We start from the raw sequence: 22,030 nt of genomic DNA, 5'->3' as shown, positions 1-22,030 counted from the left end.
CACGACACCGGCGGCCGACGTCGACGCCGCGTTCGGCGGCGTCGTATCGGTGGTCGAGGCCGGGATGGCGGATCGACGAGGGGCGCCGGCGGGCCATGCTGCGGCCGGTCGGCAACTCGGCGCCGACTCCGGGCTTTCCCTGCCCGGACGGTCGAATGTCGACGTCTCTGCGGTCGGGGACTTCGTGTCCGGCTCCCCCGCCCCTGCGTCTGTGCCGTGCAGTCCGCCGGCGGTTCGAGTCATGTCCCTTCTCCTCGTGGACCGGGTGTTCGACGAGCACCCGCGCCCGTCTCGGACGGCACCGGGCCCGTGTCGCCGACGGCGGGCACCGCACGCACCCGGTCGTGCGCCGGGTCGTGCTCGACCGGGTCGCCGGGGGGTTGGAAGTGCACAGCGAGCCGGACACCGGCCCGGCGGGCTCGCCTCGTCCCGGTCCGGGTGGGAGTCGGGCTCGGCGAGGCGAGCCGGTCGACGTTCCGGGGCGGTTCCTTCGACGGGGCCCGCCGCTTCGCCGGGTGCCGTGGGCCGGGCCGATCGGTTCGGGTTCGGGTTCGGGTTCCGGTTCCGGTTGTCGGCGCGGCGCCGGGTTGTTCGTCCCCCGTGCGGAGCCGCCCGGCGACGGCTTGCGCTACTCCAGCAGGAAGTCGTACACCGCCTGCCGTCCGGCCGGGTTCGCCGCCCGGTTCTGCACCGAGTGCGCCGCCCCGGGCACGATCACGATCCGCGGATCGTGCACCGACCGGGCCTGCTGGTGGAGCAGTTCGTACGGCGTGGACAGGTCCCGGTCGCCGCCGAGCAGCAGCACCGGCACGTTCGGCAGCCTGCGGTGGCCCGGCGGCGTCGGAGGCACCCGTTCGCGCGGCCAGCCGAGGCAGACCAGGAGGCTGCCGAGCCCGGTGGCGGTCGCCGGGTCGTAGGGCCAGGTCTGCTCGGCCGTCAGCCGCTGCCGGGTGCGCTCCAGCGCCGCCGCGCGGCCCGCGACAGGGGTGTCGGTGGTGCCCCACGGGAAGTGCGAGTCGGCGCACAGGGCGGCCGAATGCAGCCCCTGGCTGAGTTCCTCGGCCGGTGCGGCGTCGACCTGCCGGCGGACGAACTCGAAGAGGTCCAGGAGCTTCGCGGGCCGCCCGGCGGCGGCCTCGTGCAGGATCTCCGGAATCCCGCCGTAGTCCGGGTCGACGAACTCGTAGCCGGTGAGCGCACTCAGGATCTGCGCCCCGTTGCCGTAGCGCCGAACGGTGGCGGCGAGGTCGGCGGCCGGGTCGGTGGTGCAGTCGGTGGCCAGGCAGGCGGCCCGCAGGACCCGGGCGCTCGCGGGCAGCGCGGCCAGGTCCAGCGGGTCGTACCCCTGTTGCGGCACCACCGAGTCGAGCACCAGTCGGCTCACGTGCGACGGGTGGGCGAGCGCGTACCGTTCGGCGACGAAGCTGCCGTACGAGACACCGTCCAGGGTGAGGCGCCGGTCGCCGAGGGCACGGCGCAGCAGGTCGATGTCGGCGACGGTGTCCGCCGTGCTGTAGTGACGGGCGTTCGGGCCGAGAGCGGCGGCGCACTCGGCAATCGACTGCCCTCGCGGTACGGCGAGGTCGGAGGAGCCCATGTCCTCCTGGAGGCCCGGGCACCGGAGCGCGCCCCGGCCGGTGCCGCGCTGGTCGTACATCACCAGCCGGTATGCCTTCAGGACGGGCTCCAGCCGGCTCGCCGTCCGCCTCATCGCCGAGACGCCGGGCTGACCGGGGCCGCCGGTGAGGAACAGCAGGTCGCCCCTGGGCGCCGTGGTGTTGCCGGTGACGGCGACATCGAGACCGAGGGTGCCGGGAGTGGCACCGCTGTGGTCGAACGGGACGGTCAGGGTTCCGCAGGTGAACTCGGGGGCGTCCGGGCACGGTGCCCGACGGGTGATCGCGCCGACGCGGGCGGGGTCGACCGCGACGCCGGCCGAGGGCGTGGCCGGGGTGGTGCCGACGATCACCGCGACGGCGCCCAGCAGGGCGACGATGCGGCCGCACGTGCTCGTCATGTTCGTCCTTCCGCTCGCGCCGCGCCGCGCCGACACGGTCACGGAATCAGCCTGGGCCGCGGCGGCGCCCACGCCGGTCGGACTCGCCGAGGAGCGACCCGTCGAGACCCGGACGGCCCCGCGACGCGGACGCCGTGCCGGATCCGGACGCGGTACCGGCCGTCGACGTCCGTGCCGCCGACCTCCTGCACCCGGTAACCACCATGCCCGGCCCGGCGCTCGACGCGTTCGAGGCCCGCGCCCAAGCGCAGTGGCCGGACCCGCCGGAGGAGCCGACCGCCATGCCGCAGCACGGCCTCCAACATGTCCGGGGTCGGCACCTCGACCAGTGCGGTGCTCACCGCGACACGGGGACGCAGCCACCCCAGGGTCAGGGCGATCGGCGCCGGGTCCGCGAAGTACAGCACCACACCACGGGCGCGGCCCGCTCCAGTACTTCGGGCGCGGTCGCCGCACCAAGGCGGACCCGCCCGACCGCACGGCGGGTGTCACGCACCAGACGCAGCACGCAGCACGCGGCACGCGGCACGCGGCGGAAGGCACCGGCGCAGGCGAGGGCAACGGGAACGGTGACGGTCGGCGCGACGACCGCGAGCAGCCATCCGCGCGAGGGGGCGGTGGCCGCGACCGCGTATGCGCCCCCGATCGCGACGGCGAGGGCGTCTCGCCTGCCGATTGACCCACGCATCGCCGGGCCCGATGTCGCGCGGCGCGCGGTCGGCGAGGAGGCGTTCCAGCCGGGCGAGGGTCTCGGGGTCGCGGGCGGCCTGGTCGACGAAGTGGGCCACAGCCGCATCGCCGAAGTCGCGCAGCACGCCGCACACGGCGAGCGCGGCCTGGTCGGGCACGCCGGCCGCGGTCCGCGCGGACCTGCTCGCGGACGTCGTCGGCGAGGTCCTGGGGGCGGGCGCGGGTACCGGGGCGAACCTGCCGCACTACCGCCACCCCCAGCGGGTGGTCCTCACCGAGCCGGACGCCGCGATGCGCCGTCACCTCGCGGCGCGCCCGGACCGGTGCGCGGTGCCGGCGGAGGTCGTACCCGCGGTCGCGGAGGAACTGCCCTTCGCCGACGAATCCTTCGACGTCGTGGTCGCGACCCTGGCGTTCTGCTCGGTCGCGGACCCCGCCCGCGCCGCTTCCGAGATCCGGCGCGTCCTGCGCCCCGACGGCCGCCTGGTCGTCCTCGAGCACGTCGCCGCCACCGGACGCCGCCGCGAACGCCAGGACCGCTGGGACCGCGCATGGAGCCGGCTGTTCGCGAGCTGCCATCTCACGCGCGACACCGTGCGGACCCTGAAGGACGCCGGGTTCGCCGTCGCCGACGTGCACCGGCTACCACCCGCGTTCAAGGCCGACCCGACCGCGCCCATGGTCACCGGAACGGCACGACGCCAGACCGCCGACGTCCGCTGAACGACGTCTGCGCACGGGTCCGGTGACACGGACCGAGCTGTGCACGAACGACCGGTCGGCCGGAACCCCGACCCGCCGACCCGAGCGGTGAGCCCGGAGCGGTGTCGACGCCGCATCTCCGCCGACATTCGCCGTGGCGACGGACGCCGACAAGTCGCGTCCGCAACAACCGCCGCCGCGGCGCGAAGGCCGGGCCGGCACGATGGCGCGCATGAACATCATCCCCGGGCGCGGCGTGGCGCTGGTCGAAATCGGTGACGCGCGGCCCGACGTCGAGGCCGGGACCGGCGAACCGGTCCACGGACCGGGTCGGTCGAAGGCCGTGTACCGCACCGATCCGGCCCTGGTCGTCAGCTACCTGCCGGACGACACGGTCGAGTTGGTCGAACTCGGTCACTCGGCCGGCATCGGCACCGAGGTGTACCTCGACGACGTCCGGTTGACCTGGCGGTTCCTGGACGACGTGGTGGCCGAGCTGACCGCCCTCGGCCACACCGGCACCGAGACCGACATCGGCTACGCGTTCCGGGCCGGATTCGCGATCTGGTCGATGGGTTCCCGCCATGCCTCCGAGCTCGACCCCGACGCGGACGAGGACGACGGACGCGAGATCGTCGAGGGCGTATCGGTCGCCCCGTACGCCTACTTCACCGAGAGGTGAGCGTGTCCCCGTGGCCGATCCCGATGTACACGCGCCCAAACAGCGGCGGCAGCCGATGCCCGGGTTCGTGTTCCGCACGTTCGGCTTCGGCCGACGTGAGCAGGTGACGCTGACCGGTGCGGTCTCCGTCTTCGGGGTGTGCCCTGTTCAGGGCCACCTCGTCGGGCGACACGCACGTCGGCATCCGTTTCGTGACCGGTTCGAAGGAGGTTGGCCACGGCCACCATCTCCCGGGACGGGCGTCACGACTCGAGGGATCGCCGCTGTGGCTCGACGGCGTTCGTGATTCTCCATGAACTGCCTTGCCGCTCCGTGCTGTTGGGGTGAGCGGTCATGAGGCGGGGCCGGGCGGGTCAGAAGGTCAAGTCGGTCGAAGGCGATGTCTGGTAACCGGTACAGGCAACGTCGAGTGAGTAGCCGTTGATGGTGGCGAACATCCTGAGCGACCAGTTCGTGGCACTGGGCGTGCCGGTGGTGGGCTGCAACCGTACGGAGGTGCCCGGCGGGATTCTGGTGACCGAGGACAGTGGTCCGAACACCTGGGGCGCGCCCGGAGGGTTGACCGTGCCGGTGAAGTCCCACACGGCGCCGCCCCCGACCCCGGTCTGTACGGTGCGCACGGTCGTGGTGATGGTGTTCGGGGGGAAGGGCGCCCCAGAGGTGGAGGTGGCGACCTTCATTCGCTGCGGGTACGGGGCACCGGCGGGGTCCCCCGTGACCAGCGTGGCACTGGTGCCCCACAAGCCGAACGTGCCGGAAACGAGATCGAGACAGTTCATGGAGATGGCGCGGGTTTCCGGCGGCAGCGCCTGGGCGGTTCCGGACAGGGCCATAACGGCGGCGAACGCCCCCGCGACACCGACTGTCGCCCCGGCGGTGAACGTGCGACGAGACATTAATCGATCCCTTCGAATATCCGTGGGCCGAAACCGGATCCGCGCACGCGCACCCTCACCGCGCGGATTCCGGAATTCCTGCCGCAATACGCGCGATGCCTGAAAGGGGCACGCGCAACGGTACGTACGAACGGTCGAAACACCGACACCAGCGGGCTCCTGTTTCGGCTCGCGCGCATCGGTCGACCCCCACCGAACAACCCTGCGGACGGCCGGAGTTCACGAAGACTCCATTCGTCCCCGGACGTCGACAACGACGAGTAAAACCGCGACGATAAACGAAGTCAATACAAAATCTGAAGCAACTCCATCGATCACGGATCAAGTCGGCGAACACCCGCTATTCCACCGAACATCGCGCAACGAAGTCGATCGTGGTGACACGTGACAATACGTTCGCCATTGTCGAACCGCAGTATGGAAAAGCCCGCCGGCGCGGACGACCGGGCCCGGCGTGTCGGTTGCGTTCGGCGCATCGCCCGCGCGTTCGACGGACGCGATGACATCGACCGGGCTGCGGACACGCACGGTTACCCGCCTCGACCCGCGCCCGACGTGCGGCGGCGTCGGAGCGAAAGGAGGGCAAGTGGCGTGCGTCGGAGCCAGGCGCCACGGTATTGGCGTAGTAGGTGACAACGTGGTCGTAGTCGACGGTGACGGTCTCGCGCTGTCGCGAGGCATTCAGGATCACGCCGACACCTTCGACACCGCCGACGCGGGCCCGGAACGGCCACTCACCGACCCAGGGCCAACGGCACTCACGCGTCCAACACCGCCAGGGCGCCCAGACCAACTCCTCGCCCGCCCACGGTGGATCGTCCACCACGAGAACCACGAGAACCCCGGGCACCTCGGCTTGCAGGCGCGCGACACTCGGGCCGGGTCGCCTCGCCCGCCGCCGTGAGCAGGCGCCGCCATTCGGACTCGGCCAGCCCCGCCGGATCGTGGCCGGTCACCTTGAAGCGGCCGGTGGGGTACACGCACGATGCGGCTCGGGAAACGTCGGTCAGTGCCGCCCCGTCGTGCCGGGGGCTCGCGCCGCCCGGGCGCCCCGGACCGGGTCCTGCGTAACTCGCGGCCGCAGATCGACCACCTCCGTTCCGGCAGGGGCGGTGTCGCGGATGCCGTTCACCGCGCAGGCGTCCGATGCCGCGATCGACACCGGCTGCCGAGTGCTCCGGCTGCCGACCACACGTGCCCAAGCCGCCGACATGATCGCCCGCGCCGAACACCCGATCCGCGCCGCCCACTTCCCCTGCGGCGGGTCGCTGCGCGAGATCGACCACAACGCCAACCCGCACGTGGACCCCGTCACCATCCACAACCTGGCGACCTGCGAATGGATCGCCAAGGGCTACCCGCTCTGCCTGACCGGAACTCCGGGCACCGGGCACGTCCTACCTGCTCATCGGGCTAGGCCGTTCGTTTCCTTCGGATCACATGCCGTCGCCTCCGGTCCCTCCTGGCCGGACGGCTCAGGTTTGCTCAGGTCGTGGAGCCTGTGCGGGCGAAATCGGTTGACGGAGTCGGCATTATGCCTGGCATGGGTACCGACATCAGCGGTTTCTTGGAGTACCGGGCGTCGCAGGACGATCAGGAGCCGATCTGGTACACCGCGCACGACCTCGACTCCCTCAACGGGAACCGTGACTACGACGCGTTCGGCTGTCTCTTCGGAGTCCGCAACTATGCGAACTTCCGACCCTTGGCCGCAGGCCGGGGTCTGCCCACCGATGCCTCGGCCGCAGTGAGTGCGCGGTTCGGGCAGCTGACCGGGTGGTACGGCGAGGACGGCGTTCACGGCACCACGTGGATCACGTGGGCCGAGGTGAAGGCGGTCGACTGGGACGAGCGTGCGGTGGGGCCCGACAGGCGGCTTCACGAGTACCGCCGGACCGCGAACGGGCTCAGGCTGACGGGCAAGTCGTCGTGGAGTCGTGCATTCGCCGAGGCTGTCGGTCTCCGGCGAGGCGAAGACCGGGAGTGGCCCGAGGGAAGTGAGTGGCTCGTCGGGGACACGCTCTACAGATCGGTCACCCTCCGCCGCAAGGACGCCATCACCGAAACCGGGGAGTGGCAACCCGTGTGGAAGGCCATGGAGACGCTTGCCACACCGTACGGTGACGACAACGTGCGCTTGGTCGTGTGGTTCGACGACTGAGCAGACGCTGCGACCGCGTATCACCGGGCGCCCCTTCCGGAGCATGGTGCCGACCGAATGAAGACGGCGGCGAGGTGGAGCCTGACCCGGGCCACTCTTTTTCGGATCGTCTGATCGTTGGATGGTCATGGGGTCGAGTGATGTGCAGTGGGCGCGAATCGAGCCGTTGTTGCCGGACCGGTTGCCGCGTCGGGGCAGCCGATGGCGTGATCACCGAGAGGTGATCGACGCGATTGCGTTCAAGTTCCGGGCCGGGACGCCGTGGATGGACCTGCCGTCGGAGTTCGGCTCGTGGAAGGGCGCGCACAACCGGCTGCGCAGGTGGGCCGCGGACGGCACCTGGGACCGGGTGTTCACCGCGCTGCCCGCGCAGGCGGACGCGGACGAGAGTCCGGACTGGGCCGTCGCGGTCGACTCCACGATCGTCCGTGCCCACCAGCACGCTGCGGGCGCCCGCCAAAGGGGTCGCCTCCAGGCGAGCCCGCCGACCGTGCCCTCGGACGGTCCCGCGGCGGGCTGACCACCAAGATCCACCTCGCGGCCGACGGCAACTGCCGACCGCTCGCGTTCCTGCTCACCTCGGGCCAGGCCGGCGACAGCACCTCCTTCGAGGCCGTCATGGCCGCGATCCGTGTCCGGCGGCGGGTCGGCAGGCCACGCACCCGGCCCACCACGGTCCTTGCGGACAAAGCGTATTCGTCGCGAGCGATCCGCGGGCACCTGCGAAGGCGCGGGCCCGAGCGGTGATCCCCGAGCCCGACGACCAAAAGGCCAACCGGAATAGGACAAGAACGCCACCATCTACCGCGCAAGACTCGTCATGGCTGCCATCCACATCTGGGCCGCAGGATGATCCAAAGGAAACGGCGTAGGCGCCACCGCCGCGATAATCGGCTACCGCGTCGGCTTCAGCGCCGCCGCAGCAGCCATGATGAAGGCCTTCACAGGTCGGAGCCCAACCTTTACCGGCCCGCGGCCCCGCGCGGCGATCGTGGACAGGCTCACCTTCGACGTCACCCTCATCGAGACTGGCCGCGAGTCCTACCGCCTCGCCCGCTCCAAGGCACGAGGCAACGGCGAGCCTTCGCGACAACCACAGTGCACGGCGCGATCGTGTCGACCGGTGGGAGAGTGCGGCCATGGAGATTGCCAACCGCACGCTGACGGCGGACGTGATCGCGGCACTGAACTACTGGCCTGACGTCATCTGGGGAGGTCGGAAGAACCCTCCCGACCCGGTGGATCTCACCGTGCTACTTCCCTTCTTCAACGAGGTGTTGCAGGAACTCCCCTGGTGGAACCGCGACTGGAAGGTCAGCCACGTCGAGCCGGGTCTTCCCCTGGAAATCGAGAGTTCCCACCGCGGTCACCCGTCGGGATTCACCGAGGTGTCGGTGCCGGGCATGGTCGGTTCCGGCGGTGGTGCGAGCTTGCCCTTCGTCGCCAAGGTTGGGTTTGCGGGTGACCAACTGATCCGATTTCAAGCCAAGATCGGCGACGTGATCCTCGGCCCCGCCCTTGCTCCTGCCGGGCAGCCGGAGCCGCATCCCTTCGCAAGGGTGCTCACCGGATTGATGGAGCTGCGCGGGATTCCGGTCAAGGTGATGGCACGAGAGACCGCACGATCGATGTCCACCATCCACATGCTTCGCCGCGGAACGCACAACCCGGAACCGATCCTTGCCCAGGAGATCTCCCGCGTTCTGGGCATGTCCGAAGCGGACGTCAAGGTCATCGCCGGAATCGACGACGGCAGTACGCGGTAGCCGGCGGGCGGCGTCACGACGCCCGACCGAACGGCGCGCACGCAGGGTGAACGTTACTTGACGCGGCACTGGATCACGCCTTCCCGCCTTCCCGCCACGGGGAGCCGTGTCACTCGGCGAGAATGCCGTGCGAGGCCTTGGGAGTTCCAGGGCGCACGTTCCGCATATGACGCTCCATCCAGGATACGGCCTCAGCAGGGCCGAGCAATTGCCGTCCTGCAAACATCGTTTTTCGGACATCGCATGGACCGTTTCACCGCCGACTCTCCCAAACGAGAATGGTCCAGACCATTGCCTATTGGGATCCGGTCCTTCTACCTTGAGGACGCACGTCCCCGGCAAATCACGCTCGGACACCGTGCGACGTCCCCGTCACCGCTGCCGCCGGTGTCCGAGCGGTTCGACTGTCTCCGCATGTCTTCGCCCACGAGGAGAGTTCCATGCGCAAGAGGACCATCGTGTCGACCGTCTCGACACTGGCGGCGTCCGCTGTCGCCGCCCCACTGATATTGGCGAGCCCCGCCGCGTCCCACGGGTTCGTCACCGGCCCGGCCAGCCGCTCCGCGCTGTGCGGAAACGGCACGGTCCGGAACTGCGGCCAGATCCAGTGGGAGCCCATGAGCGTCGAGGGCCCCAAGGGCTACCCGTCGCGTGGCCCGGCCGACGGCAAGCTGTGCGCCGGCGCCGACGCCCGCTGGTCTCCGCTCGACGACCCGCGCGGTGGCAACTGGCCCGCCACAGCTGTGACTTCGGGTGCTTCCACGACCTTCAACTGGAAAATCACGGCGCGCCACTCGACCAGCACGTTCCGGTACTACGTCACCAAGTCAAGTTGGGACCCCACCACGCCGATCACCCGCGCCCAGCTGGAGAGCACGCCGTTCCTGACCGTGCCCTACCAGGGCGCGCAGCCGGCCGCGCTCACCTCGCACACCGGCACGCTGCCGGCCGGGCGCACCGGCCGCGCGGTGGTCTTCGCCGTCTGGGACGTGGCGGACACCAACAACGCGTTCTACTCGTGCTCGGACGTCAAGTTCTGACGCCGGCGTGAGTACGGGTCCGGCGGCGCGGCCCAGGGGCCACGCCGCCGGACCCGTGCGGTCCGATCGGGCCGCCAGGTCCACGTGGTCGTGCACCACGAGCCCCCCCGCCGTCCAAGCGCCGGGCGACCGCCGTGTCGCGGATCGACTCGGGCGCCGCGACGCCGCCGCCGGCCGCCGGGGCGAACTCGGCGCGCGTCTCGTAGCGAGCCGACGCGACGTCCCCCACACGTCGACGACCACCTTGGACGCGTGGATCGCGGCGACCCGCGGGGTGTCCTCGCCGGTGGATCGTTCGGCGCGGACCCGGTCCGGGTCGGCGCGGCCGAACAGCGGAACAGGGAGGCCGAGTTCCGGATCGTCGCACCGGGGTGGCTGCGGATGTGGATATGGCCGTCGATGCGCTCGCGGTCGCCCGCGAGACAGCCCACGTGGATGTGGCACAGCACGTCCCGCACCGCCGCGCGGTCCGCTGCGGAACCTGCGGACCGATAGGTGTCGCGGGCGGTGGCGATGGCGATGGCGGATTCGGTCACGTCGGTTCCTCGGTGCGGGCAGTGGCCAGTCGGCATCCGACGACTCCGGCCCCGGGTCCCGGCGGCCTTGCGCACCGCGGGATCGACGGCGAACACGGCGCTGAACGTCCCGTTCTCGCGGCGGGCGTCGACCACGGCCGGCGCACCGTGCTCGCGCACGATGTGCGGGGAGCCCTCACGGCACGGGCAGAAGCGGGATTCGGACCCGAACTTCGCTCCGCCGTGCGCCGTCCTTCCGCACGGCTCGCCACCCGGATATGGGACCGGCCGCAGGACCACCCACACCGTCACGATGAAGCCGGCCTCGCACGGGCCCGGCGGTCGCCGCAGCGAGGTCCGCGACCTGGAGTGACACACGGTTCTGGTGCGTCGGGTGGGTCGCGGTTCCGGTTGGGGAACCTGGAGGGTTCGTGGCGGAGTTCGATCGGCGGGCGCCGGTCGGGGTCCGGCTCGCGGATGCCGAGAGTCGGAGATCACCGATCGGCGGATCACCGGGTGCCGCCGTGCCCGCGCAGGCCGGTCGGGCCGCTCGGGCCAGTCGGGCGAGCCATCTCCCGCGACGGTTGCACGGCGGCGCTAGGGCCTGTGCGGAGTCGTGATCACGTTGGCTCCGCGGCGTAAGTAGTTGATCTGGCTCCACGCGGTCGTGGAGGTCGTGAAAGGCTCGGCGGATGGACTACGTGTTCGACGCCCCACCCGTTGACCGAGAGCTTCTGGACTTCGCCGTTCGCCTGGTCGCTCGTGCCGGACGGATGTCCGCGCGGGGATTCTTCGGCGGCGACTGGCACAGCCGGCGCAAGGAGGACGGCAGCGAGGTCACCGAAATCGACGTGGCGGTCGAGGAGTTCATCAGGGCCGAGTTGACCCGCCGGGTGCCGGACGACGGGGTCTTCGGTGAGGAGGGAGGCTCGACCGGTGGGACATCGGGACGGCGTTGGGTCATCGACCCCATCAACGGCACCACGTACTTCACTCACCGGGTCCCTCTGTTCACGAACGATCTTGCCTACGAGGACGAGTACGGTCCGGCCATCGGCGTGATCAACATGCCGCTGAGCCGGCAGATGGTGGTGGCGGGCCGCGGCCTCGGCTGCCGAGTACTGTCCGGTACCGACCTGGACCTTCGGTCGGGCCGCCGCGCTCAAGTCTCGGAGCGGACCGGCCTGGGCGGGGCGAGGACGCTGATGCACAACCCGGCGGGCTGGCCGGAGGAACTCCTCTCCGCGCTCCACCGTCGGGTCTTCCTGGTCCCTTCGAGCGGCATGATCGCGGCCCTGGTGACGGGCTGGGCCGATGCCGGCGTCATCGCCGGTCCGCCGATGGGCTACGAGGATGTGGCTCCGATGCCGGTCATCGTCGGGGAGGCAGGCGGCCGGGTGACCGATCTGGGAGGGACGCCCGTGCTGGAGGGTGACATGTCGGTGCTGGTCACCAACGGCCGGCTGCATGACGCGTTCGTGCAGTTGGTGAAGGACTTGCCGCGCAGCCGCGACTGGCAGGCTCTCGCCGATGGGGAATAGGGCCGGTGCGGGGGCGTGATCAGTTGACGGGGCGGAGGCTGCGGAGCCAGATGACCGCGCCACGGAGGTGGAGTGCTACGAGGTAGCTCTCGGGGCTCTTGTCGTAACGGGTGGCGATGCCGCGCCGCGCCTTCAGTTTGTTGATCAGGCGTTCGACGGTGTTGCGGTCGCGGTAGAGCCCGGCGTCGTGGGCCACGGGCCGTCCGCCGCGGCGGCCCTTGTTCTTACGGTTGGCGAACTGATCGGCCTTCTCGGGGATGACCGCAGTGATCCCACGGCTGCGCAAATGGGCGCGGTTGCGGCGGGAGGAGTACGCCATATCGGCCGCGACGGCGTCGGGCCGGGTACGCGGCCGGCCCACCGGACCGCGGACCTTGATGCCCGCAAGGACGGCGATGAATTGCGGGCTGTCGGCAGCCTGCCCGGGGGTGAGCATGAAGGACAGCGGACGGCAGCGCCGTTCGGCCGCCAAGTGCACCTTGCTGGTCAGCCCGCCCGCGAAGGCCCCAGGGCGGCGGCCCTCAGCAGCGCGCGGCGCCGTCGGCGAACCCGGCGCCGCTCCGTGCGGGCGGGGTCGACTACGTCGCTTTCTTCCGCGCCTTCTTGAGTCATTTGTCCCTTCCTGTGGCCCCCTTTGACCGCTCGACCGTCTCCAAGGCGGCCAAGACATCCTCACTCACCCGCGCCTGCGGCGTCGTGATGCGCGCGGGCGGTAGTGGAGTCCACGCTGACCAGCGACAGGTCCAGCTGCCCACGCCGCGCGGCCAAAGCGATCAGCACCTCCATCAGAGCCTGGAACATCCCGGCATCGCGCCACTGCCGAAACCGGCCGTAGACCGTGGACCAGGCACCGAACTCCGCCGGCATCTCCCGCCACTGACTCCCGGTACGGAACCGCCAGATCACGCCCTCGAACTGGTCCCGCAGCCGGAGCGACTACGGTCCATACCCACCTATCGGAAGCAACGGCTCCACCAACACCCAGTCCGCATCACTCAGTTCACGTCTCGCCACACGAGTGTTCCACGGCAAGTGATCACAACTCCGCACAGGCGCTGGGCGAGACCGACGGATGCGCGGTGCGTGAGGACTTCGCGCAGTTGCCGGGCGTGAGCGCCGGGGAGCCCGAGCAGGGTGTGTTCGAACGTTCCCCGGTCGGCCCGGAAAGGGCCGTTGGGCAGCGGCGGCGGTGGGTCGTCCCGGAGGACGTCCCGAGGTAGACGACCCGAGGCGGGCATCGGCGGGTGTGGACGGGGGGAGGTCAGCCACAGCCACACCCCCAGGGGCAGCGGCACCGGGTATGCCGACGCGGCCGGCCCGGTGGCGGTCCAGACGCGGCCGGTCTGCGGATGGACCGGCACGAGGACGATCGCGCTCGCGTCTGGGATGGGGTGGCCCGGTCCGGCCAGGAACGCGCATTGCTCCGGCGGGCCCGCGGGCAACACGGCGGCGAGCGTGTGTCGGAACATGTCGGCGGTCAGGCCGTCCGGGACCCCGACCGGTCGTCCCTCGGACGCGACCAGCAGGTGGGCGAGAGCTTGGCCGGCCGCCGCTTCCCGTTGCGGGTTCCACGTGGCGATCGGCACGACCGGGCACGTCCCCTCCCCCTTCCCCGTCAACTTCTCCCAGGACGACGGCGCGGGGTCGATCCCGCCTACGCGGACGGGGTGCACGGCGTGCGGGTCGAGCCACACCGCCTGCCACAGCGAACAGTCGTCGATCCTGGTGGCCACGGGAAGGCCGCACGCCGTGCAGGCCAGGTTGGGGCCGCCCCCGCCGTCGACACCACAGCAGGCACCGCCGCGCACGTCGGGGATCAGCCGGGTTCCGCGGATGGCGCCGGGCGCGATGACGATGTCGGCGCACTCCTCGCCGGGGAGGGCATCGGCAGGCGCGCACAAGTCTCGCGCTCCGTGCGCCGTGGTCGCCTCCAGGGGTGGGGGTCCAATGCGCACGTGCCCGATTCCATGAGCACCGGAAGCCGGGCGCCGTTGCCATACACCTGGCGGGCGTGGACCGGAAGGCAGACTCGGGACAACGCGACAGTCAACTCGGCATCGCATCCCGCACACACGAGAACGAACAAAGGCCCTCCGGAGGGGAATCGGCCGCATCATCGCACTTCGGCGGGGCCGGCCATTCGAGAGATCCGGTCTCCTCCCAACGTGCCGCGAGTCCAGAGCCGTCGGGCCGGACGAGCGCCCCACGGTCAGGCACCGAGCCCCGCCTGACAGGAAGCCGTTTCCTTCGGCATGGGAGGCGATGCGAGTGGCGACAACCCACGAAATCTCGTTGCGGTGGCGTACCGGGTTCCGACGCGCCGTCGTCCGGCAACGGCCGATCGGCCCGCGCCACGATGAAAGCTCCCGAGTACCCCACGCCCGGACCATGGTTAGGTTCTGATGGCCCGTCAGCCCGTGACCGGGGATGAGGAGGAGAGGATCCGACGGTCGGCCGGGGCGCGTCACGCACCCGGCAATTGCGTCCTGCGGGCGAGGATCGTCAGACCGAGCCGGGAAGGTCCGCGCGTGGCGCAGCTGGGCCGCTCGGCGGGGCGCGACGCGAAGACCGTGCGACGGCGGCTGCACCGGTTCAACGAGCAGGGCCCGGACGACTTCGGCGACCGGCCCGGGGACGGCCGGCCGCAACGGCGGATCACCGGGGCCGAGCGTTCCCGGATCGTCACGCGCGGCGGGGCGCGGGCTCCCGGCGCAACCTCCCGGCAAGTTCCGCTGCGCTCCGGGGAGTACGACGGGTGTCCACGGCCGTCCCCCCGCCCCCGGGAACGGAACTCGTCGTGCGGCCGTTCACCGACCACACGCGAACGGTTCCGAGCCCGTTGGCTACGTTGGCCGACGTGATCGACCCCAGAGCCCTCCCGTGGCCGCCTGCCCCGATCAAGACCGAGCGGCTTCTACTCCGCGAGTCCGAAGCCCGGGACCGCGCGGCGGTCATCGAACTGTTCGCCTCGTCGGAGGTGGGCACCTACATCGGTGGCCCCAGGCCGCGTGATGAACTCGAACACACGGTGCCCGAGATCCCGGGGCGGCGCCCCGGCTTCTTCGTGGTCGAGCTCGACGGAGTTGTGATCGGCACGATCCAGCTCGACCCGCGCGACCCGGAGCGTCCGGGTTGCCGTCCGGAGGCCGGGGAGACCGAGCTCGGCTACCTGTTCCTGCCGGAGGCATGGGGATACGGGTACGCCACCGAGGCATGCACGGCGGCACTCGACTGGTTCGCCGACGTGCTGCCCGGTGCGCCGGTGGTGCTCGACACCCGGACCGCCAACGCCGGCTCGATGCGCGTCGCGGCGAAGCTGGGGTTCACCGAGCTGGAACGGTTCGAGGAGTGGGGCGCGGAGCAGTGGTTCGGCGTGTGGTCCTCGGCCATGCCGCCCGCTTGAGCCCGTGCCCGTCAGCACACTCCGAATCTCCGGTGACGTGAGGGCGTCACGGCCCCGAACACGCAATCGATCGGGTGCCTAGCGGCATCGCCACGAGCACCACCACAGACGCGGTTGCGTCCGTGGGCGGCCCGGGCGATCTCCAGGCCCTTCGAAACGTCGTCGGCCGCCGAGGCGGCGGGGACTTCCTCGGCCACCTCCGCCGCAGAGGACGTCGAGCCGATCGCCACCGGCACCAAGGCATCAAGGATTCGTACATCCCGCACACGCATCCCAAGACGGCGCCAGAGGTCATCACGGACGCGCTGCGCTCGGCGTGACCGAGACCGGTCGCCCCGGTCGGCGTCTCGGCTGCGAGCCGACGCGCCGACCGGGCAACCGGGGCGACCGGCGTTTCCGAGTACGACGCTTCGGGGCGTTCGCGCGCGGGGGTGGTCAGCGTCGCGGGCGGTACGCGGTCAGGCCGACCTCGACCGGCGAGCCGCCCGCCGCGGCGACGACGCGCACGAGGGCCAACTCGCGCGTCGTGCGCGAGCGGACGCAGAACGATCGTCCCGGCGCGACGTCGCGGAACGCGACGATCCCGGTCGGGCGTCTGTCGAGGGCGGCCACGCACTCCTCCGGTGTCGGGGTCGGCGTCTCGGCGCGCATCACGGCGGCGTCGCTGCCCGCGGGAATCAGGAACTCGCCGTTGTTGTGCCCGATCGCCCACCTGGTGGACTCCGCAGGGCGCACGCTGCCCGAGGCGATGTCGAAGTCGTACCCCTCGTCGGGCGCGGTCAGCGTGGCCTCCGCGTACATCGCCGTGTAGCCGGACTCGGCCGGTGTCGCCGGCGACGACACCGGCGGCGACGCGGACGAGGAGCCCGGCGGCGCGGTGGTGGGCATCGGGGAGACGGCGGGCACCGCGGGAGCCTGGTACGCGGCCGCCGTGTCGTCCGGGTCCGGGTCGAGTTCGTCGAGCAGCGACAGCCCGACGACGCTGCCGACGGCCGCGACGACGAGGCCGGCCACTACGGCCCCGACAGTGGTCCGCCCGCGGCCACGCCCGGCCCCGCGTCCACGCCCGGCCCCGGTCGGCGGCAGACCCGGCGGCGGCGAGGTGTCCCGCGGATCCGGTTGCCCGGGGTCCACGACGGTCCCGTCGAGCGGGCGACCGTCGGCGGCACGGCCGAGGGACGGCCCCGGGTGGCCGGGGGGCGCCTGGTCGGGCATCCGCGGGGCGGGACCCGGTCCGGCGGCGTTCGACCGCCGCTCGATCTCGGCGCCGACGTGGTGCGGAAGCCAGCCGTCGGTGAACCGAAGGGGATCGCCCGCCGCGGGGTGGGCGCGCGCCAGGTCGACGAGTTCGGCGGGCGTCGGCCGCGCGGCGGGATCCTTGGCCAGGCAACGCCCCAGCAGGTCGTGCAACTCGGGCACGACCTTGCCCAGGTCGGGCCGATCGTGCAGGAGCCGATACACCTGGGCGCTGTCCGCGCGGGCACCGAACGGCGGCACTCCGCCCGCGATGAACACGCCCAACGCGCCGAGGGCGAACACGTCGGCGGCAGGTGTGGCGTGCCCACCCACGGCCTGCTCGGGAGCCATGAAGGCGGGTGTGCCGACGCATATGCCCGTGCCGGTGAGCGCGACGGCGTCGGCGGCGCGGGAGATGCCGAAGTCGATGACGCGCGGCCCGTCGGCGGCGACGATCACGTTGCCGGGCTTGAGGTCCCGGTGCACGACACCGACGCGATGGATCTCCCGAAGGGCCTCGGCGATGCCGCAGACCAGCAACAACACCGTTCGGGTCGGCAACGGGCCGTATTTCTCGACGACTTGACGCAGCGAGGGACCCGGCACGTACGCCGTCGCCAGCCACGGCACGTCGGCGTGGGCGTCGGCGTCGACCACCTGCGCCGTGTAGAGCCCGTGGATGCGCCGGGCACTGGCCACCTCCTGGGCGAACCGGGCCCGGAATTGCGGGTCCTCGGCGTACTCGGGGCGAACGACCTTCAACGCGACCGGTCGTCCTCCCGGCGTGTGCGCGAGGTAGACGCGTCCCATGCCGCCGGCCCCGAGGCGGGCGGCGAGCCGGTACCCGCCGATGTCCCGGGGGTCGCCGGACGCGAGCGGCTGGAAGGCGGACGGGAAGGGCGGCGGTATCGGGGGGTCGCCGGCAGGGCGCACGGGTGGTCTCCGTAGGGGCGGGCGGGAAACGGGCAGGGGGCGGGGCGGCGTTCGGTAGGAGGTCGCGGAGTTCAGCTCTTCTCGGCCGTGGCACGGTTTTCCACCGCGGCGCCGACCAGCACCGTGACCGTGAGGGACGCGGCGACGATCGCCTCGGCCCACAGGAAGGCGAGGTAGTCGAGCAGCGAGCCGATCGGGGGGCTGCCGGGCGCGGTGTTGCGGAACGCCGCCAGGGCGAACAGCGTCGCGGCCATCCACCCCAGGGCCGGCCAGACCAGGCCGCGACGGCCGACGACCAACGTCCTGGCACCGATGAGGACGGCGATCGCCAGGGCCCACATCGCGACCATCATGAAGACCCCGAACAGCAGCACGGTTCCCGAACGTTCGATGCCGAGGTCGAAGACCGCCACGCCGTCGTCGGTGCTCGCGTCGACGTCGAGGGCGAACAGCGCGTCGCTGTTGCTCAGCGTCATGTTCACCGGGACGGGTCTGCCGCCGGCCTGCGCGGCGAACTCCAGCACGGTCCGGTAGTCGTCGAACGGGTAGTCGGAGACCGACCCTCCGCCGAGGGCGACTTGCAGGTCCACGGTGGAGATTCGGGTGTGTGCCGGGAAGTTCAGGTCGCCGCGCACCTCCGGCGAGGTCTGTAGCGACAGACCCACCGCAGGGGCGGAACCGTCGTCCTCGGCCAGGCTGCCGCGCGGTGTGACGAGCAGCCGCAGGACGAGTTCGCGCGCGGTCGCGTCCACGCGCTGCACCGAGGCCCGCACGTCCACCCTGTCGGGCGCCGAACTCGACGCGCGATGACGGGTGTCCAGGGCCATGCGTTCGCCGACCTGGAGCCAGACGCCCACCACGAGGACCACCCCCAGTGCCAACGCGGCGGCCACCGCGGCCGCGGGGCGGCCTCGGCTCCAGGACGGACGGGATGGCCGTGTCATGCCGGCGGGGTGCCCGGCTGGTCGTGCGTCGCGCAGTGGATCCCGCCGCCGCCGGCGGCGATCGCGTCGATCCGCACCATGACGACGTCGCGGGTGGGAAAGTGGTCGCGCAGGATGCCCCGCGCGCGGTCGTCGGCGGCCTTGTCGCCGAAACGCGGCAGGAACACGGCCCTGTTGCCGATGAAGAAGTTGACGTACGAGGACACGAAGTCGTCGCCGGGCGGCGCCGTCATGCGCTCGGGGTCGGGCTGCGGCAGGTCGACGACCCGGATGGGCTCGCCGCGCGCGTCGGTGGCGTCCCGCAGGACGGTTCTCGCCTGGTCGGCCGAGCGCGACCACGAGTCGGCGGGCTCGCCGGGGAACGCCTTGTCCAGCAGCACGACGCCCGGTGCGACGAACCGGGCGAGCGAGTCGACGTGCGCGTCGGTGATGTCCTGGTTGCGGACGCCCTCGAACCAGATGACCTTGGTGACGCCGAGCACCCGTTCGAGTTCGTCCTCGATCTGCTGCCGGGTCCTGCCGGGGTTGCGGTTGTCGTTGACGATGGAGCTCTCGGTGACCATGAGCGTGCCGACGCCGTCCGTTTCGAACGATCCGCCCTCCGCGACGAGCCATGTCCGGTCGAGCGGGATGCCGTACTTGGCCGACACCTCGCGGGCGACCCGCGCATCGTGTTCGTGGGACTGCTTGTCGCCCCACCCGTTGAAGTTGAAGTCGACGCCGTGGACGGTACCGGCCTCCTCGACGAACACCGGGACGGTGTCCCGTGCCCACAGGTCGTCGACCTGCATGGGCACGACGTCGACGTCCGCGCCGACCGCTCGCCGCGCGGCGTCCGCCTGGTCGGGGCGGGCGAGCAGCACGACGGGCTCGGTCGCGGCGATGGCGCGGGCCACCCGGGCGATGTCCTCACGCACGGCGGGCAGGTCGTCGCCCCAGATGCCGGTCGCGGCGGGCCAGGACATGAACGTACGCACATGGCTGTCCCACTCTGCGCCGAACCGCCGGGCCGAGACCGCGGGTTCGGGCACCGTGCCCGTCCCGCCGGACGTCGCGGGCGGGGACGACCCGGGCGCGGTCGTGCCGGAGGAGCCCGGGGAGTCCGTGGAGTCGGAGCATGCGGTCACGCCGAGGGCGAGCGCGCCCGCTCCCGCCAAGGAACGCAACATCGCCCGACGGGGCATCATCGGCAATTCGGGCAAAGGATCCATCCTTCGATGACGCGGGTGTTCGGCCGCGGCCGGTCCAGGGTGGGCAGGGCATCAACGTAGCCGCATATTTGCCGCAAATGCGGACTTTGCGCGCCGGTTACGGCCGTGGCGTGCGGCGAACGGATGAGGTGTCGGGACCACCCGAAGACGCGCCCGACGACGCCGCACCCGCACGCGTCACGCGGGGGGCTGCCGCATGGTCGAGCAGTGCATGCCCCCACCGACGCCCGTCGGGCGGTCCACGTCGAGGCGGACCAGCACACGCCCGGGGAACGCGCCGGCGAGCGCCGAGCGGGCCGCGGCGTCGGTGCGCCGGTCGCGGAACCGCGCCGTGACGACCCCGCCGCCGACCGGGTGGAGGTTCAGGCACGAGTCGACCGGGTCGCAATTCGTCGAACGGGTGTCCTTCGGGCCTTTCGAGGTGACCACTCGCAGGCGCCGTCGCTTGGCATCGGTGGCCGTGGCCGTGGCCGTGGCCAGGATGGCGAGTCGTCCGCGGGCGTCGCGGGCCCGGGCGTCCCTGCGGCCCCCCGGCGGCACCCGCGCCGTAACGACGCGGGGCCGGACGCACCGGGATGTGCGGTCGATGCGGTCGTCGGTGATGTCGCGGCCCTTGATGCCGGGCACCCGGATCATCGTGGACATAGCGCGGTCGCGGTTCCTGCCGGCCAAGCTGCTCTCGGTGTCCATGACCGCGCCGCCGCCGTCCGTCTCCACTGCCCCGCCCTCGCCGACGAACCCGGCCCGGCCCAAGCCGTCGACGTCGAGGCCGACGGCGGCCGTGCGCCCGGCACCGTCGGTGCGGAACACCGCGCGGCCGCGCCGCATCCGCAGGTCGTCGGTGGGGATCTCCACGACGACCGGGACGCCCGGGCCGCCGTGCGCCCGGGCATCGGCCGCGGCGTCCTCGTCGATCGTGCACACGATCACCGATTCGCGGCCCACGACGGTCCGGGCGATCAGCGCGATGTCCCGCCGCACGCCGGTGGGCCGCCGGCCCCGGATCGACCGGCTCGCCGGCCACGACATCCGGGCCCGCACGTGTGGCACGCCGGCGGCGGGTCTCCGCAGGCCGAGGTCGCCGGGCGCGGGCGACGTGCTGCCCGCGGCGGCGCCGAATCCCAGGGCACGCAGGATGCCGCTGCGGGCGGGACGGGAATCGGACATGGGAGACCTCCAACCGGTCGTGCTGCCGCACGGATCGCGGCGCGTGCAGAGCGGGTGCGGGAGAACCGCTCCGTGGCCCCCGGCGCATCCGAGGCGGCGGGCGCGGACGCGCGAGGATTGCGATCGCGAACTCCGAGCACCGTGACCATACGGTCTCACTTACTGAATATTCAGTCAATTCCTGGCTCGACCCTCCGGGCGGAGGAGTACGGCCGGCGCGCCCCCGGAAGCCGTCCTCGCCGGGCGGTCCGCCGAAGCGGCGACGCCGGCGCCATGCACCACACGCGCCGGCCGTGGCGGTCGAACCGCATCGCGCCGACCCGGTCGACGGCCTCGCGGCGGCATGTGGCCGGTAGTACCGCGAGGTGGGTGGTGCTCGGTTGGCGGTGGTCCATCGCTTCCCGCCGCACGTCCGGCTCGGCTCGCTGGGCGAGCGGGCGGGCGGCGCAGCGGGTGCGCGCTGCGGCGGCCGGCGCGCGGCGCAACCGCGGGGCCTCCTCGTGGGGGCGTCCGCCCTCTTGGTCACCGACGTCGGCGGGCCGCTCCGGGGGTGGGCCCGATCGGGGACGGGCAGCGGTGGTCGGCACGAAGCCCCGGGGTCGCCTTGGCGAGGTCCCGGGGCTTCGGCGTGCTCAGCGCGTGGCGGCGGGCTCCGGGAGCCGTCGCGACGTGTTCATCTCCTCGACGGTGTCGACCAGCGGGGCCAGCTCGGGGTTCTTGGCGGCCTCGTCCAGCGCTTCCCGGAGGGCGGCCTCGTTGGTCGGCCTGGCCGCTTCCAGGAGTTCCAGGCCGGGCCCGGTCACGTCGGTGTAGATGCCGCGGCGGTCGGTCGCGCAGAGGTAGCGCGAGAGCAGGCCGCGGTCCTCCAGCCGGGTGACGAGGCGGGTGGTGGCGCTCTGGCTGAGCACCACCGCGTCGGCGACCTGCTTCATTTGCAGGTGGCCGCCCTCGCCGTCGTGCTGGCGGCTGAGCACGTCGAGCAGCGAGTACTCCCGCACGCTCAGGTCGTGCTCGGCCTGGAGGGCGCGCTCGATGTGCGCCTCGATCCGGCCGGCCAGGAGGTAGAGGGCGGCCCAGCCGTTGGCGAGGGCGGTCAGCGCGGGGTCCGTGGCGGTCATGGGCGAGG

At 71.9% G+C, this 22,030-nt stretch carries 17 protein-coding genes and 4 pseudogenes; 11 read left to right on the top strand and 10 right to left on the bottom strand.

The annotated features are described in order from the left end of the window. Positions 1-628 precede the first annotated feature (628 nt). Positions 629-2,017: an alpha/beta fold hydrolase gene (locus EMA17_RS18615; protein WP_126638175.1), complete on the bottom strand. Its 1,389-nt coding sequence runs from the start codon at positions 2,015-2,017 to the stop codon at positions 629-631. A gap of 38 nt (positions 2,018-2,055) precedes the next feature. Then, positions 2,056-2,424, bottom strand: a complete 369-nt coding sequence (locus EMA17_RS18610) for a M48 family metalloprotease (RefSeq protein ID WP_126638174.1) — start codon at positions 2,422-2,424, stop codon at positions 2,056-2,058. Between the two features lie 292 nt (positions 2,425-2,716). On the opposite strand from EMA17_RS18610, the gene EMA17_RS18605 reads away from it, so the two are divergent. Continuing rightward, on the top strand, positions 2,717-3,430 hold the full coding sequence (locus EMA17_RS18605) for a class I SAM-dependent methyltransferase (protein ID WP_126638173.1): 714 nt from the start codon (positions 2,717-2,719) through the stop codon (positions 3,428-3,430). Positions 3,431-3,641: 211 nt separating this feature from the next. Then, positions 3,642-4,091: a hypothetical protein gene (locus EMA17_RS18600; protein ID WP_246126750.1), complete on the top strand. Its 450-nt coding sequence runs from the start codon at positions 3,642-3,644 to the stop codon at positions 4,089-4,091. Positions 4,092-4,444: 353 nt separating this feature from the next. Here the strand turns inward: EMA17_RS18600 and EMA17_RS18595 are convergent, their stop codons facing one another. After that, on the bottom strand, positions 4,445-4,987 hold the full coding sequence (locus tag EMA17_RS18595) for a hypothetical protein (RefSeq protein ID WP_126638172.1): 543 nt from the start codon (positions 4,985-4,987) through the stop codon (positions 4,445-4,447). Positions 4,988-6,108: 1,121 nt separating this feature from the next. Between EMA17_RS18595 and EMA17_RS54120 the strand changes: the two are divergent. The 7 genes and pseudogenes from EMA17_RS54120 to EMA17_RS18560 form a co-directional block, all read left to right on the top strand. Continuing rightward, a pseudogene (locus EMA17_RS54120) lies at positions 6,109-6,372 on the top strand (ATP-binding protein); the annotation flags it as partial. 158 nt (positions 6,373-6,530) lie between these two features. After that, positions 6,531-7,148, top strand: a complete 618-nt coding sequence (locus EMA17_RS18585) for a hypothetical protein (protein ID WP_126638171.1) — start codon at positions 6,531-6,533, stop codon at positions 7,146-7,148. 121 nt (positions 7,149-7,269) lie between these two features. Next, a pseudogene (locus EMA17_RS51830) lies at positions 7,270-7,933 on the top strand (IS5 family transposase); the annotation flags it as partial. 161 nt (positions 7,934-8,094) lie between these two features. Next, positions 8,095-8,217: pseudogene (locus EMA17_RS55960) on the top strand (IS21-like element helper ATPase IstB); the annotation flags it as partial. A 70-nt stretch (positions 8,218-8,287) separates the two neighbouring features. Further along, positions 8,288-8,914 carry a helix-turn-helix domain-containing protein gene (locus EMA17_RS18570; protein WP_126638169.1) on the top strand — a complete coding sequence of 209 codons (627 nt, stop codon included), beginning with the start codon at positions 8,288-8,290 and terminating at the stop codon, positions 8,912-8,914. Between the two features lie 440 nt (positions 8,915-9,354). Next, the gene (locus EMA17_RS18565; RefSeq protein WP_126638168.1) at positions 9,355-9,954 is read left to right on the top strand and encodes a lytic polysaccharide monooxygenase auxiliary activity family 9 protein; all 600 of its coding nucleotides are present in this window, start codon (positions 9,355-9,357) and stop codon (positions 9,952-9,954) included. A 1,207-nt stretch (positions 9,955-11,161) separates the two neighbouring features. Then, a complete protein-coding gene (locus EMA17_RS18560) occupies positions 11,162-12,010 on the top strand; it encodes an inositol monophosphatase family protein (protein WP_126638167.1) in 849 nt (282 codons plus the stop codon). Positions 12,011-12,029: 19 nt separating this feature from the next. Here EMA17_RS18560 and EMA17_RS18555 read toward each other — a convergent pair. Together EMA17_RS18555 and EMA17_RS18550 are read right to left on the bottom strand one after the other, a co-directional pair. Continuing rightward, a pseudogene (locus EMA17_RS18555) lies at positions 12,030-13,024 on the bottom strand (IS5 family transposase). Next, positions 13,006-13,911, bottom strand: coding sequence for a hypothetical protein (locus EMA17_RS18550; protein ID WP_307721547.1), 906 nt, complete (start codon positions 13,909-13,911; stop codon positions 13,006-13,008). The pseudogene EMA17_RS18555 and the gene EMA17_RS18550 overlap by 19 nt, the downstream one beginning before the upstream one ends. A 501-nt stretch (positions 13,912-14,412) precedes the next feature. On the opposite strand from EMA17_RS18550, the gene EMA17_RS18545 reads away from it, so the two are divergent. Beyond that, the gene (locus EMA17_RS18545; protein WP_126638166.1) at positions 14,413-14,871 is read left to right on the top strand and encodes a helix-turn-helix domain-containing protein; all 459 of its coding nucleotides are present in this window, start codon (positions 14,413-14,415) and stop codon (positions 14,869-14,871) included. Then, positions 14,868-15,413, top strand: a complete 546-nt coding sequence (locus tag EMA17_RS18540; RefSeq protein ID WP_126638165.1) for a GNAT family N-acetyltransferase — start codon at positions 14,868-14,870, stop codon at positions 15,411-15,413. Before EMA17_RS18545 ends, EMA17_RS18540 begins: the two co-directional genes overlap by 4 nt. A gap of 435 nt (positions 15,414-15,848) precedes the next feature. Here EMA17_RS18540 and EMA17_RS53345 read toward each other — a convergent pair whose 3' ends face one another. From EMA17_RS53345 to EMA17_RS18515, 5 genes are all read right to left on the bottom strand, one after another. Next, on the bottom strand, positions 15,849-17,582 hold the full coding sequence (locus tag EMA17_RS53345; protein ID WP_246126749.1) for a serine/threonine-protein kinase: 1,734 nt from the start codon (positions 17,580-17,582) through the stop codon (positions 15,849-15,851). Positions 17,583-17,653: 71 nt separating this feature from the next. Beyond that, the gene (locus EMA17_RS18530) at positions 17,654-18,526 is read right to left on the bottom strand and encodes a DUF4436 family protein (protein ID WP_126638164.1); all 873 of its coding nucleotides are present in this window, start codon (positions 18,524-18,526) and stop codon (positions 17,654-17,656) included. After that, positions 18,523-19,695: an agmatine deiminase family protein gene (locus EMA17_RS18525; protein WP_246126748.1), complete on the bottom strand. Its 1,173-nt coding sequence runs from the start codon at positions 19,693-19,695 to the stop codon at positions 18,523-18,525. The genes EMA17_RS18530 and EMA17_RS18525 overlap by 4 nt, the downstream gene beginning before the upstream one ends. 219 nt (positions 19,696-19,914) lie before the next feature. Further along, positions 19,915-20,904, bottom strand: a complete 990-nt coding sequence (locus EMA17_RS18520) for an agmatine deiminase family protein (protein WP_126638163.1) — start codon at positions 20,902-20,904, stop codon at positions 19,915-19,917. A gap of 632 nt (positions 20,905-21,536) precedes the next feature. Further along, positions 21,537-22,022, bottom strand: coding sequence for a MarR family winged helix-turn-helix transcriptional regulator (locus EMA17_RS18515; RefSeq protein WP_126638162.1), 486 nt, complete (start codon positions 22,020-22,022; stop codon positions 21,537-21,539). Between the last annotated feature and the right edge of the window lie 8 nt (positions 22,023-22,030).

The organism is Embleya hyalina (assembly GCF_003967355.1).
Classification (GTDB): domain Bacteria; phylum Actinomycetota; class Actinomycetes; order Streptomycetales; family Streptomycetaceae; genus Embleya; species Embleya hyalina.
This window is presented reverse-complemented; position numbering and strand designations above follow the sequence as displayed.

Coding starts and splice junctions, on each gene's coding strand:
- EMA17_RS18520 (WP_126638163.1), bottom strand. CDS start 20,904: ATGTCCGATTCCCGTCCCGCCCGCAGCGGCATCCTGCGTGCCCTGGGA.
- EMA17_RS18515 (WP_126638162.1), bottom strand. CDS start 22,022: ATGACCGCCACGGACCCCGCGCTGACCGCCCTCGCCAACGGCTGGGCC.
- EMA17_RS18525 (WP_246126748.1), bottom strand. CDS start 19,695: ATGTTGCGTTCCTTGGCGGGAGCGGGCGCGCTCGCCCTCGGCGTGACC.
- EMA17_RS18565 (WP_126638168.1), top strand. CDS start 9,355: ATGCGCAAGAGGACCATCGTGTCGACCGTCTCGACACTGGCGGCGTCC.
- EMA17_RS18530 (WP_126638164.1), bottom strand. CDS start 18,526: ATGACACGGCCATCCCGTCCGTCCTGGAGCCGAGGCCGCCCCGCGGCC.
- EMA17_RS18600 (WP_246126750.1), top strand. CDS start 3,642: ATGAACATCATCCCCGGGCGCGGCGTGGCGCTGGTCGAAATCGGTGAC.
- EMA17_RS18545 (WP_126638166.1), top strand. CDS start 14,413: ATGGCCCGTCAGCCCGTGACCGGGGATGAGGAGGAGAGGATCCGACGG.
- EMA17_RS18585 (WP_126638171.1), top strand. CDS start 6,531: ATGGGTACCGACATCAGCGGTTTCTTGGAGTACCGGGCGTCGCAGGAC.
- EMA17_RS18560 (WP_126638167.1), top strand. CDS start 11,162: ATGGACTACGTGTTCGACGCCCCACCCGTTGACCGAGAGCTTCTGGAC.
- EMA17_RS18570 (WP_126638169.1), top strand. CDS start 8,288: ATGGAGATTGCCAACCGCACGCTGACGGCGGACGTGATCGCGGCACTG.
- EMA17_RS18615 (WP_126638175.1), bottom strand. CDS start 2,017: ATGACGAGCACGTGCGGCCGCATCGTCGCCCTGCTGGGCGCCGTCGCG.
- EMA17_RS18605 (WP_126638173.1), top strand. CDS start 2,717: ATGTCGCGCGGCGCGCGGTCGGCGAGGAGGCGTTCCAGCCGGGCGAGG.
- EMA17_RS18595 (WP_126638172.1), bottom strand. CDS start 4,987: ATGTCTCGTCGCACGTTCACCGCCGGGGCGACAGTCGGTGTCGCGGGG.